Below are 15,427 nucleotides of genomic sequence, written 5' to 3' on the forward strand. Positions count from 1 at the left end.
GTCCTTTGCTCGCTCACTCGGTCTCGTGGTGGGGACGAGCGGGTGAATGCGGACGTGACGCGGTGTGGCGGGGGCCATAGCGCGGCTAGGGTCCTCCACGTGACAACGCGCGTGGTGGTGCTGGGCGCCGGTTTCGGCGGACTCGAACTGGCGACGACGGTGACCGACGAGCTCGGCGACGACGTCGAGCTGACCCTGATCGACCGGGCCGAGGGTTTCGTCTTCGGTTTCTCGAAGCTGGACGTCATGTTCGGCCGGCACGACCCCGTGCAGGTGCTGCACCGGTACGACGGCATGGTGAACCCGGGTGTGCGGTTCGTGAGCGCCGAGATCACCGCGATCGACCCGTCGGCGCGGCGGGTCGAGACGAGCGCCGGCACGTACGAGGCCGACATCCTCGTGGTGGCCCTGGGCGCCGACCTCGACCCGGCGGCGACTCCGGGGCTGACCGAGGGTGGTCACGAGTTCTACACGGTGGCCGGGGCGTTCGCGGCGGCCGAGGCGATCCGCGACTTTCCGGGCGGCCGGGTCGTCGTCGCGGTCACGTCCACGCCGTTCAAGTGCCCGCCGGCGCCGAGCGAGACCGCCCTTCTCACGTACGAGTATCTGACGTCCCGCGGTCTGCCCTGCGACATCACGCTGGTCATGCCGCTCGGCACCCCGATCCCGCCGTCGCCCGACGCGTCCGCCGCCGTGCTGGCCGCGTTCGCCGAGCGGGGCATCAAGTGGATCCCCGAGCGGCTGGTGCGCGGGCTGGACCCCGAGCGCAAGGTCGCCCTGCTCAGCGACGAGACCGAGCTCCCGTACGACCTTTTCCTCGGCGTGCCCGCACATCGGGTACCCGCCGTGGTGGCCGCGTCGGGCCTCGCGGTCGACGGCTGGATCCCGGTCGACCCGCTGACCCTGGAGACGTCGTTCCCCGGCGTGTACGCGGTCGGCGACGTCACCAGCGTCGGCACCCCGAAAGCGGGCGTGTTCGCCGAGGGGCAGGCGGCCGTGGTCGCCCAGCGGATCATCGGCCACGCCCGCACCTACGACGGCCGGGGCGTCTGCTACCTCGAGTTCGGCGGCGACCAGGTGGCCAAGGTCGACGTCACGTTCGTGGCCGGGCAGCGCCCGGTCGGTTCGCTGATCGGCCCGTCGACCGACCTGGCGGCGGACAAGACGGCGTTCGGCGCCGACCGGATCCGCCGCTGGTTCGGCCGGGAGTGGAGCCCGTCAGCCGCGGGCACCGATGGCTAGGGCGCGAAGCAGGAAACGCGGCTTGGTCAGCGCGCTCGGGTGCTCCTGCATGGTGGTGACCGAGCCCAGCCGCTCGTTGACCGACTGGTCCCGCATCGACGCCTTGAAGATCAGGCCGCTGAAGAACTGGATCGCCTTGTAGCCCTTGGGGTACGGGCCGTCGACGTGCGGCAGGGCGAGGTCGGCCATGGTCGAGACCTGCCAGGCGGCGTCGACGACGACCTTGACGTCGGCGAAGTAGGACAGGGCCGGCTTGCTCAGGTCGGGCTCGCCGCGCAGATAGGCCGACAGCGCCGAGGCGTGCAGCGCGGCCGAGGTCATGCCCTGCCCGTATACCGGGTTGAACGAGGCCACGGCGTCACCGGCCGCGACCAGGCGGGCCGGGAAGCGGGTCAGCTTGTGGAAGTCGCGGCGGCGGCTGTCCGCCTGGTGATAGGTGATCACGTCACCGACCTGCACCGCAGTCGACGCCACCTCGCCGAACTCGGGCGGGAAGTCGTCGGAGCAGCGCTGCCGGAACTCGCCCGCGTCACGGCCGGGCCGGTCGCCGTCGTAGCCGGAGACGAGCACGGTCCACCGGTCGCCCTCGATCGGCGTGAAGCCGCCGATCCGGGCCACCTTGCCCGGGCCCGGGTTGGCGATCGAGATGCAGGTCCACACCTTGGCGTCGGCCGGGCGGCGGAACAGCGCGGTGGCGTAGTTCAGCTTGATGCCCATGCGCTGCATCGGCGGCTTGGCGAACCCGTGCCCGTCGAGCCAGTCGCCGAGCCGGCTGGACCGGCCGGTGGCGTCGACGACGAAGCCGGCCTCCTCCTCGGTGCCGTCGGCCAGGCGTACCCCGGCCACGGCGTCGTCGCGCAGGATCAGGCCGTCGCCGCGGCCCTGGATCACCCGGACGTTGGGCAGGGCGAGCACCCGGTGCCGGATCAGCGCCTCGAGGAACGGGCGGCTCGAGATCAGCGCCTGTGCGGCCGGGCCGGTCGGCGGATCTTCCCGCAGCTTGCCGTCCATGTAGAACCGGTTGGTCTCGGGCGGCGGGTTCACCGCACCGGCCGCCAGCGCCTCGTCGATGAAGCCGGGGAAGAACCGCTCGAGCTGCATCAGGCCGGCCGGCAGCAGCGCGTGCACCTGGCTGCCCTGCGGAACGCCCGGGCGCGGGGCCACGGCACCGGTCGGGTCGGCCGCGATCTTCTCGTCGGTCACGTCGAGCTCGTGCAGGTCGTCGCGCTCGACCACCAGCACCTCGGTAGCATGATCGCTGAGCACGCGGGCGGACATCAGCCCGGCGATGCTGCCCCCGAGCACCACGGCCCGGTCGAACAGCACGCGCTGACCGGTCGGAGGCTCGGACGTCGACAACAGGGCGAAGCGATCTGAAGCGGACACCAGAACCCCCGGTGAATGTGAAAGTTTCTTTCCTCTCCGATGAAGATACCCGGGCCATCGAGAGACGTCGCTACCGCCTTCTTATCGCAGGTGAGACGCGCCGTTCAGGTCGAGCACGGCCCCCGACGACCAGGCCGCCTCCGGGGAACTCAGGTAGACCACGGCCGACGCCACTTCCTCCGGGGTGCCGACCCGGCCGAAGGGCGACTGCCCGCGTACGGAATCGTCGATCTTGCTCTGCTGGCGCTCGGTTCCGACGAAGCCCGGGGCGACCGAGGCCACCGCGATCCCGTACGGGGCCAGGGCGATCGCCATCGACTGACCGAACGCGTGCAGGGCGGCTTTCGCGGCCCCGTACGCCGGGAAGTCGGGCTCACCGCGGTAGGCGCCCCGCGAACCGACGTTGACGATGCTGCCCTTTATCTCTTGTCCCATCATGTGGTGCGCCACGAGATAGGTCACGTTGGCCGCCCCGAGCAGGTCGACGTCGGTCATCCGCCGCCAGACGCGCTGCCAGTCCGCATAGGAGACGGTCGCGATCTCGTGCCGGTTGCCGTCGCCCGGCGCGATCGCCGCATTGTTGACCAGCACGTCGATGCCGCCCAGCTCGGCGACGGCCGTGTCGACCACGGTGCGCGCCTGCTCCGCATCGGCCAGATCACCACCGACGAGCGTGTGTCCAACCCCTTCCATCGTACGGACGGTGGCCGCGGCCTCCTCCCGATCGCTCCCGTAGTGCACCGCCACCGTGTCACCGCGCCGGGCGAACGCGACCGCGATGGCCCGCCCGATCCCGCGCGAGGCTCCGGTCACCAACACACGCCGGCTCATCGGGCGAACACCTGGCTCTCGTCCCGGAAGGCCTTGAACTCCAGTGCGTTGCCGGCCGGATCACGGAAGAACATGGTCCACTGCTCGCCCGGCCGGCCCGGGAACCGCAGGTAGGGCTCGATCAGGAACACCGTGCCGGCCGCCCGCAGCCGCTCGGCCAGCGCGTGGAACTCCTCGGCGCTCAGCAGCAGCCCGTAGTGCGGGATCGGCACCTCGTGCCCGTCCACCTCGCTGTCGCCGGCCTTGTACGGCGGCCCGGCCACGACGTGCGTGACGAGCTGATGCCCGTGCAGGTTCCAGTCGATCCAGTGGTCGCTCGACCTGCCCTCGTCGAGCCCGAGCACCCCGCCATAGAACGCCCGTGCCGCTCCAAGGTCATCCACCGGTATCGCCAGATGCACCGCCGGCCTGCCCGTCATGGCGCCCCCTTCTCTCCGTCCATGAGTACCCTTCCACGATCACGGCCCGCATGGACGACGACCTCGCGAGCCGACGTCAGGGCGCTCTCCGGGCGGGCGGCGTCGTAGACCATGATGGCGAGACCCTGAACGGGATCGTCTGAGTCGTAGGGTGGTTTCCGGCCGTCGTCGATCTCCTCCAGGCTCTCGAAGAGCGCATCCCGCCGGGCGCTCGGCTCCCCGCGGTGCCAGGACGTGTCCACCTCGTCGTCATCCGTGATCGCCAGCAACATGACGCCCTGCCCGATGCCGATATCGAGGGGGGCAGGGTCCGCGGATCGGGCGCCCAGTGCACTGGACAGGTGAGCCAGGGGCGCGGGGAAGACGCTCCAGCGCTGATTGCGTTCCGCCGCGGGCAGGGATTCCCAGAGCGTGATCGCTTCGGCCGCGTACGCCTCGGCCTCGCCTCTCAGCGCGGACTTGTGCAGGGCGCAGGCCAGGATGGCGAGTGCGGCCGGGAGCAGAGGGCGATGGTGGTCCGGATGCCCGTTGGCGAGACTTCGACGCAGGGCGACGGCCTCTCGAGCCGGGGCGATTGCTTCGTCCCAGAGCTCGGCGCTGTAGAGCACGCTGGCGAGAACGGTCAGAGCACCGGGAAGCAGAGCCAGGTGCTCATCGGGATCGGCGGCCGCCAGTTCACGTCGCAGAGCGACGGCCTCCCGGGCGAGAACGACCGCCTCGGCTCGGCGGGCATCGATGTCCGAATGCTCCGGCTCCTGGATCTCGGCGTCCCGGCGAACCTGATGGAGCACGCTGGCCAGCGTGGTGAGGGCGGCCGGGAGCAGGGGACGGTGCCGATCAGGGTCGGTCCGGGCCAGTTGCCGGCGCCGGGCTACCGCTTCCCGGGCGAACGTGACCGCCTCGCTCGGATCTCTCGAATCGCGCAGCGCGGCGGCGAGGACCGTGAGCGCACCGGGAAGCAGGGGCAGATGCTGTTCGGGATCGGTATCGGCCAGGTCGGAGCGGAGCTTCACGGCTTCCCGGGCCGCCTCCGCCGCATCGTCCGGGCGCCGGGATTGGTGGAGCGCACCGGCGAGAACGGTGAGGGCGCCGGGAAGGCTGGGCAGATGCCGATCCGCCCGTGATCGCGCCAGAGTGCGGAGCAGACGCACAGCGTCTTCGGCCGGTTTCAGCGCCTCGCCCAGGTAGCTGGTCATCACCAACGAGGCGCACATCCGGTCGAGCGACGCCGCGCGCCGCGGTTTGTCGGGCGCGCAAGCCACCAGAACCGTGGCCAGAGCGATCAGGGTCAGGCTCAGCCGGGAGCTCGAGCGGAACGCGTCGTCGTGCAGGCGGAGGGCAGCGTCCCACGGCAGAGTCATCCCCTTGAGGGCGTCGGCGATGGCCGGGTCCAGACTTCCCACGCCCCGGCGCACCAACTCGATCGCGATCGGTAACAGGCGGAGGGGATCCGCTTGGATCAGCAACCCGGCGGCAGTCATCGCCGCCGGACTGTGCGCGGCGGCTCGGGTGAGTACGGCCAGCGCGTAACTGGCCTGTTCCGGAGTGCCGGCCAGTCGGGCGACCGCACCGGCCATCATCGGATTGCCGGTCAGTGCCTTGACGACGAGAGTCTCGGCCAGAACCGCCGGGAGGTGGGGACGGGCCCGGTATTCGGCGAGCACGCCGTACAAGCGCATCCAGTTGAGCAGCTTCCCGGCCAGGTCCGGGGTGAGATCGGTCAGCCCCGGCACGTGCCGCAGCAGGAGCGCGGCGTCGGCGTCGTCGCGCCCGCCGACCAGGGTGGCCAGCACCAGCGTGTCGCGAAGGACTTCCTCGGTGACCTGGGGATAGTGGGTGAGGTTCTGGCGGCGGGCCTCCCGGACCCAGCGCTCGACCTCCCGGTCGAGGAGGCTGTCGACCGCGTCGTTCACGTCGACCGGCGCGTGGTATCCGTCCCGGGTCTGGAGCACCGATTCCAGCGCCGCGGCGTGAAGAAGCATCGCCGGCGTTCCCGGCTGCAACCCACGGAGCACGACGTTGTCGGCCCGGACCGGAACCTCCAGCCTCGCGGCGAAGGCCGAGACGGCCCGGCGGGTCGCCACCCGCTGGCCCTGCAGATCGGCGGCGAGCGGCCCGACCCACGTGCTCTCCGCCGCCGTGTCGATGCTGACCCGCACCTTCTGCTTGGTGTAGTCCCACCAGGCGCCGAACTCTCGAGCGACGAGCAGAATCCGGAAGCCCTTGGCGTGCTCTCCGCGTGGACGGTGCGCGGCGGCAAGAAGAGCGGAAAGGTCGTCGTGGAGGTCCGCGTCGTCCACGATGATGAGCACCGGCCGGTCCCACGTGTCGGCGAGATCCGCCGCTGCCTCGCCTTTTCCGGGTCCCGGACGCAGCCATCCACAGTCCCACGGCTGATCGGGGAGACCGCGCAGCTGCTGCACGACCCGCATGGCGACACGGGTCTTGCCGGCGCCGGGCCCTCCGGCGAGCAGCCAGACCCGGCCCGGTTCCGGTTCCGTGCACCAGGTCCGGATCTGGACGACGTGCGGGCGATGTGCGCGCTCGAAATCGACCACCGCGGCCTGCGGCAGCAGCAGTTCGGCGCCCTGTCCGCCATCGGCGTCCTGTGTGGGCAGGGCCTGGGTCGGCGAGTCGGAGAACAGGCCGGCCCAGCGTTCACGCTCGAAGCGCTCAGCCTCGAGTCGGGCGGCGCGGCGGTCCCACCACGCTCCGGCGGCGAACCCGACTACCGCCCCGGCCGCGCCGACCGTCAATCCGAGTGGTGCGGTGTCGATGTATTCCGGCCACGACGTCAGCCACCCGGTGGCACCGGCCAGTCCGGTGCCGACCGCTACGCCGGCGCCCCGGCCGTACCAACCTGCTTGCCCTCTGGTCACTTATCCATCAACCGCGGGACGGGGTCGGCGGATACGTGCCGCCGAGCGTCTTTGTCTGTGGCGATAAATAGCGTTGCCAAGTTTGCCCGGGCCGCCTACCTTGGTTATCACCACCGGATACCAAGGGGAACGGAGAAGATGATGTCGCACTACGCCTCGATCGTTACGCATCACCTTCTGCCGTGTGCTCTGGCGCTTTATGGCGTCAAGCCCTCCCGGGCGCGGTGGTCTGGCTAGCATCCAGCTGACAGACGCCGCCGCACCCGACTCGGGAACGGCGGCTTTTTCGTTTTCCGACCAATTTTCTCTTAGCGCCGCGGGTTCGATGAATGCTGCCCGTAAATTGACAACTCCACAGCGGATGACACTTTTAATCCGGAGCGAGGGAGACGGAAACCCGCGCCCCTTGGGAGGGTGAGACACCCCGTTCGACTCGGGGGCTCCGGACTTTTCAGTAATGGGCTTGTGGCGCAGTCGGTAGCGCACCGGTTCGGCAGACCGGGGGTCGGCGGTTCGAATCCGCCCAGGTCCACACGCGGTTGTAGCTCAGTCAGGCAGAGCGCCACCCCGCCAAGGTGGAGGCACCGGTTCGAGTCCGGTCTACCGCTCGGTCCCGTCAAGTGAAGGGAAGCAACGCCCTCGTAGCCCAACGGCAGAGGCCCGACGTTGAGGACGTCGGTTGTGCGCGTTCGAATCGCGCCGAGGGCACGCGCCGGTGCAGCACGACTGGTCGTGCAGCCGTTTCGTAATCGGCAGGTAGCGGGTTCGAGTCCCGCCGCCGGCTCGGAAGCAAGGATCAAGGCCCGGGTAGCCCAATGGCAGAGGCACGCCGCTCAGGACGGCGCCAGTGCGCGTTCGAATCGCGCTCCGGGTACGCATTTCAGCAGGTACGGGCTCGTAGCTCATCAGGTAGAGCGCCGCTCTCGCACAGCGGAGGTGGCCGGTTCGACCCCGGCCGGGTCCACGCACGACCCAGGTCGTCGTAGCTCAGCAGGTCGGAGCACCGCCCTGATAAGGCGGAGGCCGGTGGTTCGAGCCCACCCGACGACACGTACCAGAAAAGGAGACGCCAGCCGATGGGCGCCGGCCGCCGCCTCGAAAGCGGTTGGGGGGTCAAACCCCGTGGGCGTTCGACTCGCCCCGTCTCCGCGGGTAACACCAGTGCCGCTAGCTCAATTGGCAGAGCTTCTGACTCTTAATCAGCAGGTTCGGGGTTCAAGTCCCCGGCGGCGCACTGCAGGGTAGAGGAGCCCGGTCATCCTCGCCGGTCTCATAAGCCGGAAGTCGTGGGTTCGAATCCCACCCCTGCTCCCATCCCGGTAGCTCAGCGGTAGAGCGCCGCCGTGACAGGGCGGAAGTCGCTGGTTCAAGCCCAGCCCGGGATACGTACGTCCGTATGGCTCAGTGGAAGAGCGTCCCCTTCACACGGGGAAGGTCCCAGGTTCGAACCCTGGTGCGGGCACTGCGGTCGTAGCTCAGTGGTAGAGCGCCAGGTCGTGGCCCTGGATGCGGCGGTTCAACTCCGCCCGATCGCCCCGTGGGAGCGCCGACGTCGGAGAGTCGGGCCCGCCTGTAAAGCGGGTGCATTGCCTGAGTCGGTTCGAATCCGACCTCCCGCACCCCACCCTCGTAGCTCAGCGGAGAGAGCACCGGGTTCCGAACCCGGGGGCCGGCGGTTCGAATCCGTCCGAGGGTACGCACGGAGTACGACCTGGCCTCGGCGAGTAGCTGGAGCTGCTGCCCGCCTGCAAAGCGGGTCTCGTCACGCGGTTCGATTCCGCCCGGGGCTTCATTTGTGTCATCTGCTGTGGAGGGTGGGCCGGTGAAGGCGTTGAAAGCGGATCAGCTTCGAATCCGGCGCGACGCGGCACCGGCATTGACGTCCTGTCAGCTGAAGGACGGGCTGTCCGAGGTGGTGAGGGTCGCGCCTTCGAAGGTGAGGCGGGAACGAATGAAGAACGGCCCGTCCGCCTTAGGCAACGGTATCCAGAAGTCGGCGTTGCTGGTGTCGTGATCGGTGGTGGGCACGATCTGGTATGCGAGCAGTTCGTTGAGCCAGTCACCGTAGAGCCGCTTGGTTCCCCCGACCTGCCACATCTGCCACGAGAGCAGGACCTTCTTACCTCGCAGCCCGGTGAAGTCCATGTTGCTGGAGACGACAACGCCGACGGGCTCACGCTTCTTGGAGCCTTTGATCTTCACCGTCCGCATGCCCTGCAGCTCAGCGATGCGAGTCTTGACAGTTTGCTTGGAGGCCGCGGACTGCCCACCGGTCGGCGCCACCCCACCGTTGTCGCCCCTCGCCGACCCACCCGACTTCGACGTGCCCGCCAAGGCGGCCGCGTTGGCCCAAGCGTCTGACGCGAACGTGCAGAACGTAGGCAGGAAACGCTGACCGCCGCATGCATCCGACAGCTGGCCGAAGTGCACATCCCACTCGGTTTGGTCGGCGGATGTGCTGAGCGAGGGCCGCACGAGTTGAGGCGTGTCGGTGGAGGTTGCCAAGGTCTGAGGGAACAGCTGCCGGCGGCTGACCGTCAGTGACACCGCTGGGTCCGAGGCGGTAGGTGATGAACTGGATTCCCGAGGCGGGGCCGATGTCGCCGAGTCATCAGATGCCCCCGTTGACGCACCCGTCGGTAAGGTCGGCGTCGCGAGGGTTTCCGGGGCGCCGGTGTCGTCGGTGAGCACGGGGGTTGGCGTGCTGGGCGCGATCATCTGGTGTTCTGCGACACGCTGAATGCTGCCCAGACTGACCGGCTTGGGGTGTGGCGCTTCCAGACGTTGCCGGTACTCACTGAACGGCACCCCGGTGGTTACCGTCAGGCCAGTGAACGCGGCCGCGTCGACCACGTCCCGCGCGGGACGCAGCGCGATGACCGCCGTAACAGCGCCAGCCACCGCACCGGCTGCCAGCACACCGCGATACGCGCTTCCTCCCCACCGCCGGTACCAGGGCTTCGGCGGTTCAGGAATGGACGCCCGCCCGCGAGCAGGATGTGGGTGGCCACGATCTGGATGTGATTCATACACGGTGCCTCCCCGATGAAAGGCGTACATCACTCTAAGTCGGCGTACTCAGAGGCCCGAACGGCACGTCTGCAACCCGACACCTCGCCACGACCAATGGCATTCGTGCCGGTGGCGGACAGATTCACGGTCTCACCATGCTCACGGCGACAGTCCGCCGCGCTCGACGGTCGCGCATGCCTGGGTCTGCCTGCTGAACAAACCGGCGGTCGTGACGAACAATCAGGACGGTGTCGAACGAGCGGATTCGGGGTCAGCTTGCGTCGAGAATGACGGGATGACCCGCCAGGCGATCACGGCCGCGATGACCAGCAGCACGGTGCCGGTCAGGGTCGTCGCCTGCATGCCGGTGGTGAAGGCCTCCCGCGCATGGTCGAGCAGTTCGCCGCCGCCGGGGAGGGCGCGCGCCGCCGAAGCCAGCGACTCGGTCACGGCGGCGGGCGTGCCGGCGTCGAGGTTGAGCCGGTAGAACGCCGTGTGCAGGGAGCCCAGGACCGCGATCCCCAGGGCGATTCCCAGCTCGTACGCGGTCTCCGACACCGACGCGGCCGCACCGGCCCGTTCGCGGGGCACGGCGCTGACCACGGCGTCGGTCGACAATGCCATGGCCACGCCCACGCCGAGGCCGATCACCGCCGTCGCCACCCCGACCCAGAGGTAGCCGGGGAGCCCCTCGGCCCAGGCCAGCAGCGCGAACCCGACTGCGGTGACGGCCAGTCCGGCGCCGATGGCTCGTCCGCTGCCGAGCCACGCGGCGATCCGGCCGATGACGAGGATGACCGCGATCGACGCGACCGTCATCGGCAGCTCGGCCAGGCCCGCCGTCATCGGGCTGAAGCCGCGGACCAGCTGCAGGTACTGCGAGAAGAAGAACAGCAGCCCGCTGAACGCCAGGATGGCCACCGTGGTCGAGGCGACCGCCCCGGCGAAGGCGGGCCGGCGGAACAGCGCGACGTCGATCATCGGGGTGGCCAGGCGGCGCTGGCGGCGGACGAACAGCACGCCGGCGGTGATGCCGGCGATCAGGGCCAGCACCGAGCACGCCGAATCCCTTGCTCACGACCTGTTTGACGGCGTAGACGACCGGCACGACGGTCGCCACGGACAGCGCGGCCGACAGCAGGTCGATCCGGTCGGCGTCCGGGTTGCGCGACTCGTCCAGCAGGCGGCTGCCGCCGATCAGTACCAGCAGCATCACCGGGATGTTGATCAGGAACACCGAGCCCCACCAGAAACGCTCCAGCAGAGCGCCGCCGACCAGGGGGCCGAGTGCCGCCCCGGCGGTGGCGCCGGCCGACCAGACGGCGATGGCGCGGGCGCGCTGGGCCGGGTCGCGGAACGTGTCCCGGACGATCGACAGGGTGGACGGCATGATCGTGGCGCCCGCGACGCCGAGCAGGACCCGGGCCGCGATCAGCAGTTCGGCCGTGGGGGCGAACGCGGCCAGCACCGAGGCGGCGCCGAACCCGAGGCTGCCCAGCATCAGCAGTTTCTTGCGGCCGATCCGGTCGGCCAGGTTGCCGGTGGTGACCAGCAGGCCGGCCAGCGCGAACGAGTAGATGTCGCCGATCCACAGCAGCTGGGTGGCGCTCGGGTCGAGATCCGTCGTCATGCTGGGCACGGCCAGCGCCAGCACGGTCCCGTCGACGGCCAGCAGCACGACGGTCAGGGTCAGGATCGACAAGGCGGCCCACTGGCGGCGACCGGCGCGCGGAGGAGCGATCGAGGACGTCACCCGACCACCGTACCGACCATTTGGTCGGTACGGCCAGTCACCTTGGCTGGTAATGTGACGCACATGACCCGGAACACCGAGCGAACCCGGCAGGTGATTTTCGAGGCCACCGTACGGGCGGTGGTGCGCGACGGCTCCGGAGTCGCCATCGGCACGATCGCCCGTGACGCGGGCGTCTCCAAGAGCGGGCTGCTGCACCACTTCCCGACCCGGGAAGCCCTGTTCGAGGCGGTCACCAGCGACGTGCTCGACGGCTTCCGGCGCGACGTCCTGGCCCATCTCGACCTGGCCGAGAACCGGCCGGGCAAGCTCCTGCGGGCGTACGTGCGGGCGGTGTGCGACGACCTCGAACGCGAAGAGGATCAGCCGGGGTGGGAGGCGCTGGCCCTGCTGCGCTCCGAGCCGGGTGTCGCTGCGTTGGTGAGTCGTGACGCCGTACGGTGGGAAACGGATCTTGCAGCCGACGGCCTGGACCCCGATCGGGTCGTGCTGGTGCAACTCGCCACCGACGGGCTCGCCGCCATGCCGCTGCAGAGCGAGGAGATCGCGCGACGCTACCTGGCCCGGATGCGCCCGATGCTGCTGAGCCTCGCCGAGCCGCTCTAGGATCCAGTGAATGGATCAGGTCGCGGCTTGGGCAGGGCGGATCGTCACCATCGCCGGTGCGTGGGTGCTGGTCAGTTTTCCGCTGCGGGCCTTCGAGTGGCCACGCTGGGTCGACGACGCGTTCGAGCTGCTGAACATCCCGGCCGGGCCCAACCTGTTCGTCGCCGCCGTGCTGCTCCTGCTGGGCAGTGCGCTGCGGCGCCGGTTGCGGGCCGCGTACGTGGTGCTGTTCCTCTATCAGATCCTGGCCTTCGTGCTGGATCTGGCGCTGCTGGCGGCCGGGATCGCCTTCTGGAACGACCCGAGCCAGGCCGACCTCGACATGACTCGGTTCGAGGTCGTGCTCACCGGGGCGAGCGCCGTCATCGCAGTCGTGGCCGCCGTGCTGCTGCGCCGGGCCCGCCACCAGTTCCCGGCCCGGCTGGCCACCGGTTCCCGGCTGGCCGCCCTGACCGTGCTCGGCGTCGGTCTGACCGTCTCGTGGATCAACGCGTTCGCCCTGACCTGGGTCTTCCCCGACACGCTGCGCGGGGTCGGCGAGCAGGTGGCCTGGGCGACCCGGTCGTCTCTCGGGCTGAGCGTGGGCGGCATCGACGCCCGCCTGCACGGTCACCACGGCCATCACTGGGCGTCCGTCGCCGCCTCCACGATCTCGGCGCTGGTGCTGCTGGTCGCGGTCGGCATCTTCCTGCGGTCGGCCCGGGCCAAGCAGTATCTGGACGCCGATTCCGAGGTACGCCTGCGCCGGCTCGTGCTGCAGGACGGCGAACGCGACTCGCTGGGCTACTTCGCGACCCGGCGCGACAAGTCGGTGGTGTTCTCGCCGGACGGGCGGGCCGCGGTCACCTACCGGGTGATCGCCTCGGTCAGCCTGGCCAGCGGCGACCCGATCGGGCACGTCAGTTCCTGGCCCGCCGCGATCGACGCCTGGCTGGCCGAGGCGCGCGGGCACGGCTGGTTCCCCGCGGTTCTTTCGGCGAGTGAGGCGGGCGCCGGAGCGTACGTGGAAAACGGTCTCAAGGCTCTGACCATCGGGGACGAGGCGGTGCTCGACGTGGCCGCGTTCAGCCTGCACACCAAGGCGATGCGCCCGGTGCAGCGAGCCGTCAAGCGCGTGCACACGGCCGGATACACGAGTTCCGTACGCCGGCAGGGGCAGCTCGACGACGACGAACGGGCCGAACTGGACCGGCTCGCGGCGGCCTGGCGCGGACCGGACCCGGAGCGGGGCTTCTCGATGGCGCTCGGCCGCTTCGGCGACCCGGCCGACGAGCGCTGCGTGGTGGTCACCGCGAGCGATCCCGAGGGGAACGTACGCGGGATGCTCAGCTTCGTCCCGTGGGGCGTCCGCGGGCTGTCGCTCGATCTCATGCGCGCCGACCGTACGGCCGAGAACGGGCTCACCGAATACCTGGTCGCAGCGCTCGTGGAGGCCTGCCCCGACCTGGGCGTACGCCGGATCTCGCTGAACTTCGCGATGTTCCGCTCGATCTTCAGCACGGCCGACGCGGTCGGGGCCGGCCCGGTGACCCGGATGAGCGACGCCGTGCTGTCCATCGCCTCCCGGTTCTGGCAGCTGGAGTCGCTCTACCGGGCCAACGCCAAGTTCATGCCGACGTGGCTGCCGCGATTCCTCTGCTACGACTCGTCGCTCACGCTGAGCCGGGCCGTGCTGGCCGCGGGCATGGCCGAGGGCTTCCTGCCGTCGTACGCGCCGACCGTGCACGACCCGGCCGAGGCGGTGGTCGACCACCGGCCGTTCCTCGACGCTGTTCTCGCCCAGGAGGACGAGCTGCTGCGCCCGGCCCGCCCGGTGCGTCAGCTCAGCCAGCAGCAGCGGGCCCGGATGATGAAGACCGAACGCCTGCTCAAGGACGGCCTGGAGTCCTATCCGGTGCACGTGCCGCGGACCGCCACGCTGGCCGGGGCGCGCGTCGCCGGCGCCGGGACGCAGGTCTCGGTCACCGGCCGGGTCCGGGCGATCCGCGACCTGGGCGGGGTGATCTTCGGGGTGCTCTCCGAGGACGACGCCACCCTGCAGGTGATGCTGACCGGCGAACGCACCCCGGCCGAGCTGCGGCATCGCTGGCGGCGGACCGTCGACCTGGGCGACCTGGTCAGCGTCACCGGCGAGATCGGCGAATCCCGCCGGGGCGAGCTGTCCATCCTGGCCGACGACTGGGTCATGGCCGCCAAGTGCCTGCGGCCACTGCCCGACGCGCACGCCGGATTCTCCGATCCCGAGGCCCGGGTGAGTCAGCGTTACCTCGACCTGCTGGTCAACCCCGACTCGATGCGGGTGCTCCGCGATCGCAGCACCGCGGTCAAAGCCTTGCGAGATGCTTTTGCCGTACGGGGTTTTGCCGAGGTCGAGACGCCCATGTTGCAGGCCGTGCACGGTGGAGCCACGGCGCGCCCGTTCCGGACCCACATCAACGCGTACGACATGGAGCTCTATCTGCGGATCGCGCCCGAGCTCTACCTCAAACGGCTGTGCGTGGCCGGTATGGGCAAGGTGTTCGAGCTGAACCGCAACTTCCGGAACGAGGGCGTGGACGCCACCCACAACCCGGAGTTCACCTCGCTCGAGGCGTACCAGTCGTATGCCGACTACAACGTGATGCGGGAACTCACCCGCGAGCTGATCCTCGAGGTGGCGGTCGCCGTGCACGGCCGGCCGATCGCGATGCGGCCTGCCGCCGACGGCACTCTCGAACCGGTCGACCTGAGCGAGCCGTGGCCGGTGGTGACGGTGCACGAGGCGGTGAGCCGGGCCGCCGGCACCGAACTGACCGCCGACACACCCGTCGAGCGGGTCCGCGCGGTCTGCGGCGAGCACGGCGTGCACGCGCCGGCCGGGGCCACCTCGGGCGAACTCGTCCTGGAGCTGTACGACGCGCTGGTCGAGAAGCAGACCACGCACCCGACGTTCTACACCGACTTCCCGCTCGAGACGTCGCCGCTGACCCGTACCCACCGGCACCACCCCGGCCTGGCCGAACGCTGGGACCTGGTCGCCTTCGGGATGGAACTCGGCACCGCGTATTCCGAGCTGATCGACCCGGCCGAACAGCGGGACCGGCTGACCACCCAGTCGTTGAAGGCGGCGGCCGGCGACCCCGAGGCGATGCAGATCGACGAGGCGTTCCTGACCGCACTGGAATACGCCATGCCCCCGACCGGCGGCCTCGGCCTCGGCGTCGACCGGGTGGTCATGCTGCTCACCGGCACGTCGATCCGGGCCACGCTGGCCTTCCCCTTCCATCGCCCCTCCGGACGATAGGTGTCATGGTCATGGG

9 protein-coding genes, 15 tRNA genes and 1 pseudogene are annotated in these 15,427 nt (G+C 69.9%); 18 read left to right on the top strand and 7 right to left on the bottom strand.

The annotated features are described in order from the left end of the window. Window positions 1–99: 99 nt before the first annotated feature. Window positions 100–1,242, top strand: coding sequence for an NAD(P)/FAD-dependent oxidoreductase (locus KOI35_RS21650; protein WP_308121107.1), 1,143 nt, complete (start codon window positions 100–102; stop codon window positions 1,240–1,242). Here KOI35_RS21650 and KOI35_RS21655 read toward each other — a convergent pair. The 4 genes from KOI35_RS21655 to KOI35_RS48995 form a co-directional block, all read right to left on the bottom strand. Then, entirely contained in the window at window positions 1,219–2,628 is a 1,410-nt protein-coding gene (locus KOI35_RS21655; RefSeq protein WP_215789315.1) for an FAD-dependent oxidoreductase, read from the bottom strand. The two genes, KOI35_RS21650 and KOI35_RS21655, sit on opposite strands and share 24 nt — an antisense overlap. A gap of 81 nt (window positions 2,629–2,709) precedes the next feature. Beyond that, window positions 2,710–3,459 carry an SDR family NAD(P)-dependent oxidoreductase gene (locus tag KOI35_RS21660; protein WP_215789316.1) on the bottom strand — a complete coding sequence of 250 codons (750 nt, stop codon included), beginning with the start codon at window positions 3,457–3,459 and terminating at the stop codon, window positions 2,710–2,712. Continuing rightward, window positions 3,456–3,878 (bottom strand): VOC family protein, encoded by a 423-nt coding sequence (locus tag KOI35_RS21665; RefSeq protein ID WP_215789317.1) that lies wholly within the window; start codon window positions 3,876–3,878, stop codon window positions 3,456–3,458. Before KOI35_RS21665 ends, KOI35_RS21660 begins: the two co-directional genes overlap by 4 nt. Further along, entirely contained in the window at window positions 3,875–6,757 is a 2,883-nt protein-coding gene (locus tag KOI35_RS48995) for a tetratricopeptide repeat protein (RefSeq protein WP_215789318.1), read from the bottom strand. Before KOI35_RS48995 ends, KOI35_RS21665 begins: the two co-directional genes overlap by 4 nt. Before the next feature lie 459 nt (window positions 6,758–7,216). On the opposite strand from KOI35_RS48995, the gene KOI35_RS21675 reads away from it, so the two are divergent. The 15 genes from KOI35_RS21675 to KOI35_RS21745 all read left to right on the top strand — a co-directional run bounded on the left by KOI35_RS21675 (window position 7,217) and on the right by KOI35_RS21745 (window position 8,453). Continuing rightward, window positions 7,217–7,289, top strand: a tRNA-Ala gene (locus tag KOI35_RS21675). Between the two features lie 3 nt (window positions 7,290–7,292). Further along, window positions 7,293–7,365: transfer RNA gene (locus KOI35_RS21680), tRNA-Gly, on the top strand. Between the two features lie 27 nt (window positions 7,366–7,392). Then, window positions 7,393–7,465 (top strand) — tRNA-Leu (locus tag KOI35_RS21685). Between the two features lie 3 nt (window positions 7,466–7,468). Next, window positions 7,469–7,541 (top strand) — tRNA-Thr (locus tag KOI35_RS21690). 17 nt (window positions 7,542–7,558) lie between these two features. Beyond that, window positions 7,559–7,631, top strand: a tRNA-Leu gene (locus KOI35_RS21695). Between the two features lie 17 nt (window positions 7,632–7,648). After that, window positions 7,649–7,721: transfer RNA gene (locus KOI35_RS21700), tRNA-Ala, on the top strand. Window positions 7,722–7,733: 12 nt separating this feature from the next. After that, a tRNA-Ile gene (locus tag KOI35_RS21705) sits at window positions 7,734–7,807 on the top strand. A 12-nt stretch (window positions 7,808–7,819) separates the two neighbouring features. Next, a tRNA-Ser gene (locus tag KOI35_RS21710) sits at window positions 7,820–7,906 on the top strand. 12 nt (window positions 7,907–7,918) lie between these two features. Beyond that, window positions 7,919–7,991 (top strand) — tRNA-Lys (locus KOI35_RS21715). A 1-nt stretch (window position 7,992) separates the two neighbouring features. Next, window positions 7,993–8,071: transfer RNA gene (locus KOI35_RS21720), tRNA-Met, on the top strand. Beyond that, window positions 8,071–8,142, top strand: a tRNA-Val gene (locus tag KOI35_RS21725). Before KOI35_RS21720 ends, KOI35_RS21725 begins: the two co-directional genes overlap by 1 nt. 5 nt (window positions 8,143–8,147) lie before the next feature. Next, window positions 8,148–8,219, top strand: a tRNA-Val gene (locus tag KOI35_RS21730). Between the two features lie 2 nt (window positions 8,220–8,221). Further along, window positions 8,222–8,292 (top strand) — tRNA-His (locus KOI35_RS21735). A 2-nt stretch (window positions 8,293–8,294) separates the two neighbouring features. Continuing rightward, a tRNA-Tyr gene (locus KOI35_RS21740) sits at window positions 8,295–8,376 on the top strand. A 4-nt stretch (window positions 8,377–8,380) separates the two neighbouring features. Continuing rightward, window positions 8,381–8,453 (top strand) — tRNA-Arg (locus KOI35_RS21745). A 191-nt stretch (window positions 8,454–8,644) separates the two neighbouring features. Here KOI35_RS21745 and KOI35_RS21750 read toward each other — a convergent pair. The 3 genes and pseudogenes from KOI35_RS21750 to KOI35_RS47540 form a co-directional block, all read right to left on the bottom strand. Beyond that, entirely contained in the window at window positions 8,645–9,676 is a 1,032-nt protein-coding gene (locus KOI35_RS21750; RefSeq protein WP_215789319.1) for a hypothetical protein, read from the bottom strand. A gap of 333 nt (window positions 9,677–10,009) precedes the next feature. After that, a complete protein-coding gene (locus tag KOI35_RS47535; RefSeq protein WP_308121108.1) occupies window positions 10,010–10,822 on the bottom strand; it encodes an MFS transporter in 813 nt (270 codons plus the stop codon). 178 nt (window positions 10,823–11,000) lie between these two features. Then, a pseudogene (locus tag KOI35_RS47540) lies at window positions 11,001–11,399 on the bottom strand (MFS transporter); the annotation flags it as partial. A 186-nt stretch (window positions 11,400–11,585) separates the two neighbouring features. Between KOI35_RS47540 and KOI35_RS21760 the strand changes: the two are divergent. After that, on the top strand, window positions 11,586–12,128 hold the full coding sequence (locus tag KOI35_RS21760; RefSeq protein WP_215789320.1) for a TetR/AcrR family transcriptional regulator: 543 nt from the start codon (window positions 11,586–11,588) through the stop codon (window positions 12,126–12,128). A 10-nt stretch (window positions 12,129–12,138) separates the two neighbouring features. Continuing rightward, window positions 12,139–15,411: a bifunctional lysylphosphatidylglycerol synthetase/lysine--tRNA ligase LysX gene (lysX, locus tag KOI35_RS21765; protein ID WP_215789321.1), complete on the top strand. Its 3,273-nt coding sequence runs from the start codon at window positions 12,139–12,141 to the stop codon at window positions 15,409–15,411. Window positions 15,412–15,427 lie beyond the last annotated feature (16 nt).

The sequence above is a fragment of the Paractinoplanes bogorensis genome (genome assembly GCF_018829635.1).
Taxonomy (GTDB): domain Bacteria; phylum Actinomycetota; class Actinomycetes; order Mycobacteriales; family Micromonosporaceae; genus Actinoplanes; species Actinoplanes bogorensis.

Coding starts and splice junctions, on each gene's coding strand:
- KOI35_RS21660 (WP_215789316.1), bottom strand. CDS start 3,459: ATGAGCCGGCGTGTGTTGGTGACCGGAGCCTCGCGCGGGATCGGGCGG.
- KOI35_RS21665 (WP_215789317.1), bottom strand. CDS start 3,878: ATGACGGGCAGGCCGGCGGTGCATCTGGCGATACCGGTGGATGACCTT.
- KOI35_RS21760 (WP_215789320.1), top strand. CDS start 11,586: ATGACCCGGAACACCGAGCGAACCCGGCAGGTGATTTTCGAGGCCACC.
- lysX (WP_215789321.1), top strand. CDS start 12,139: ATGGATCAGGTCGCGGCTTGGGCAGGGCGGATCGTCACCATCGCCGGT.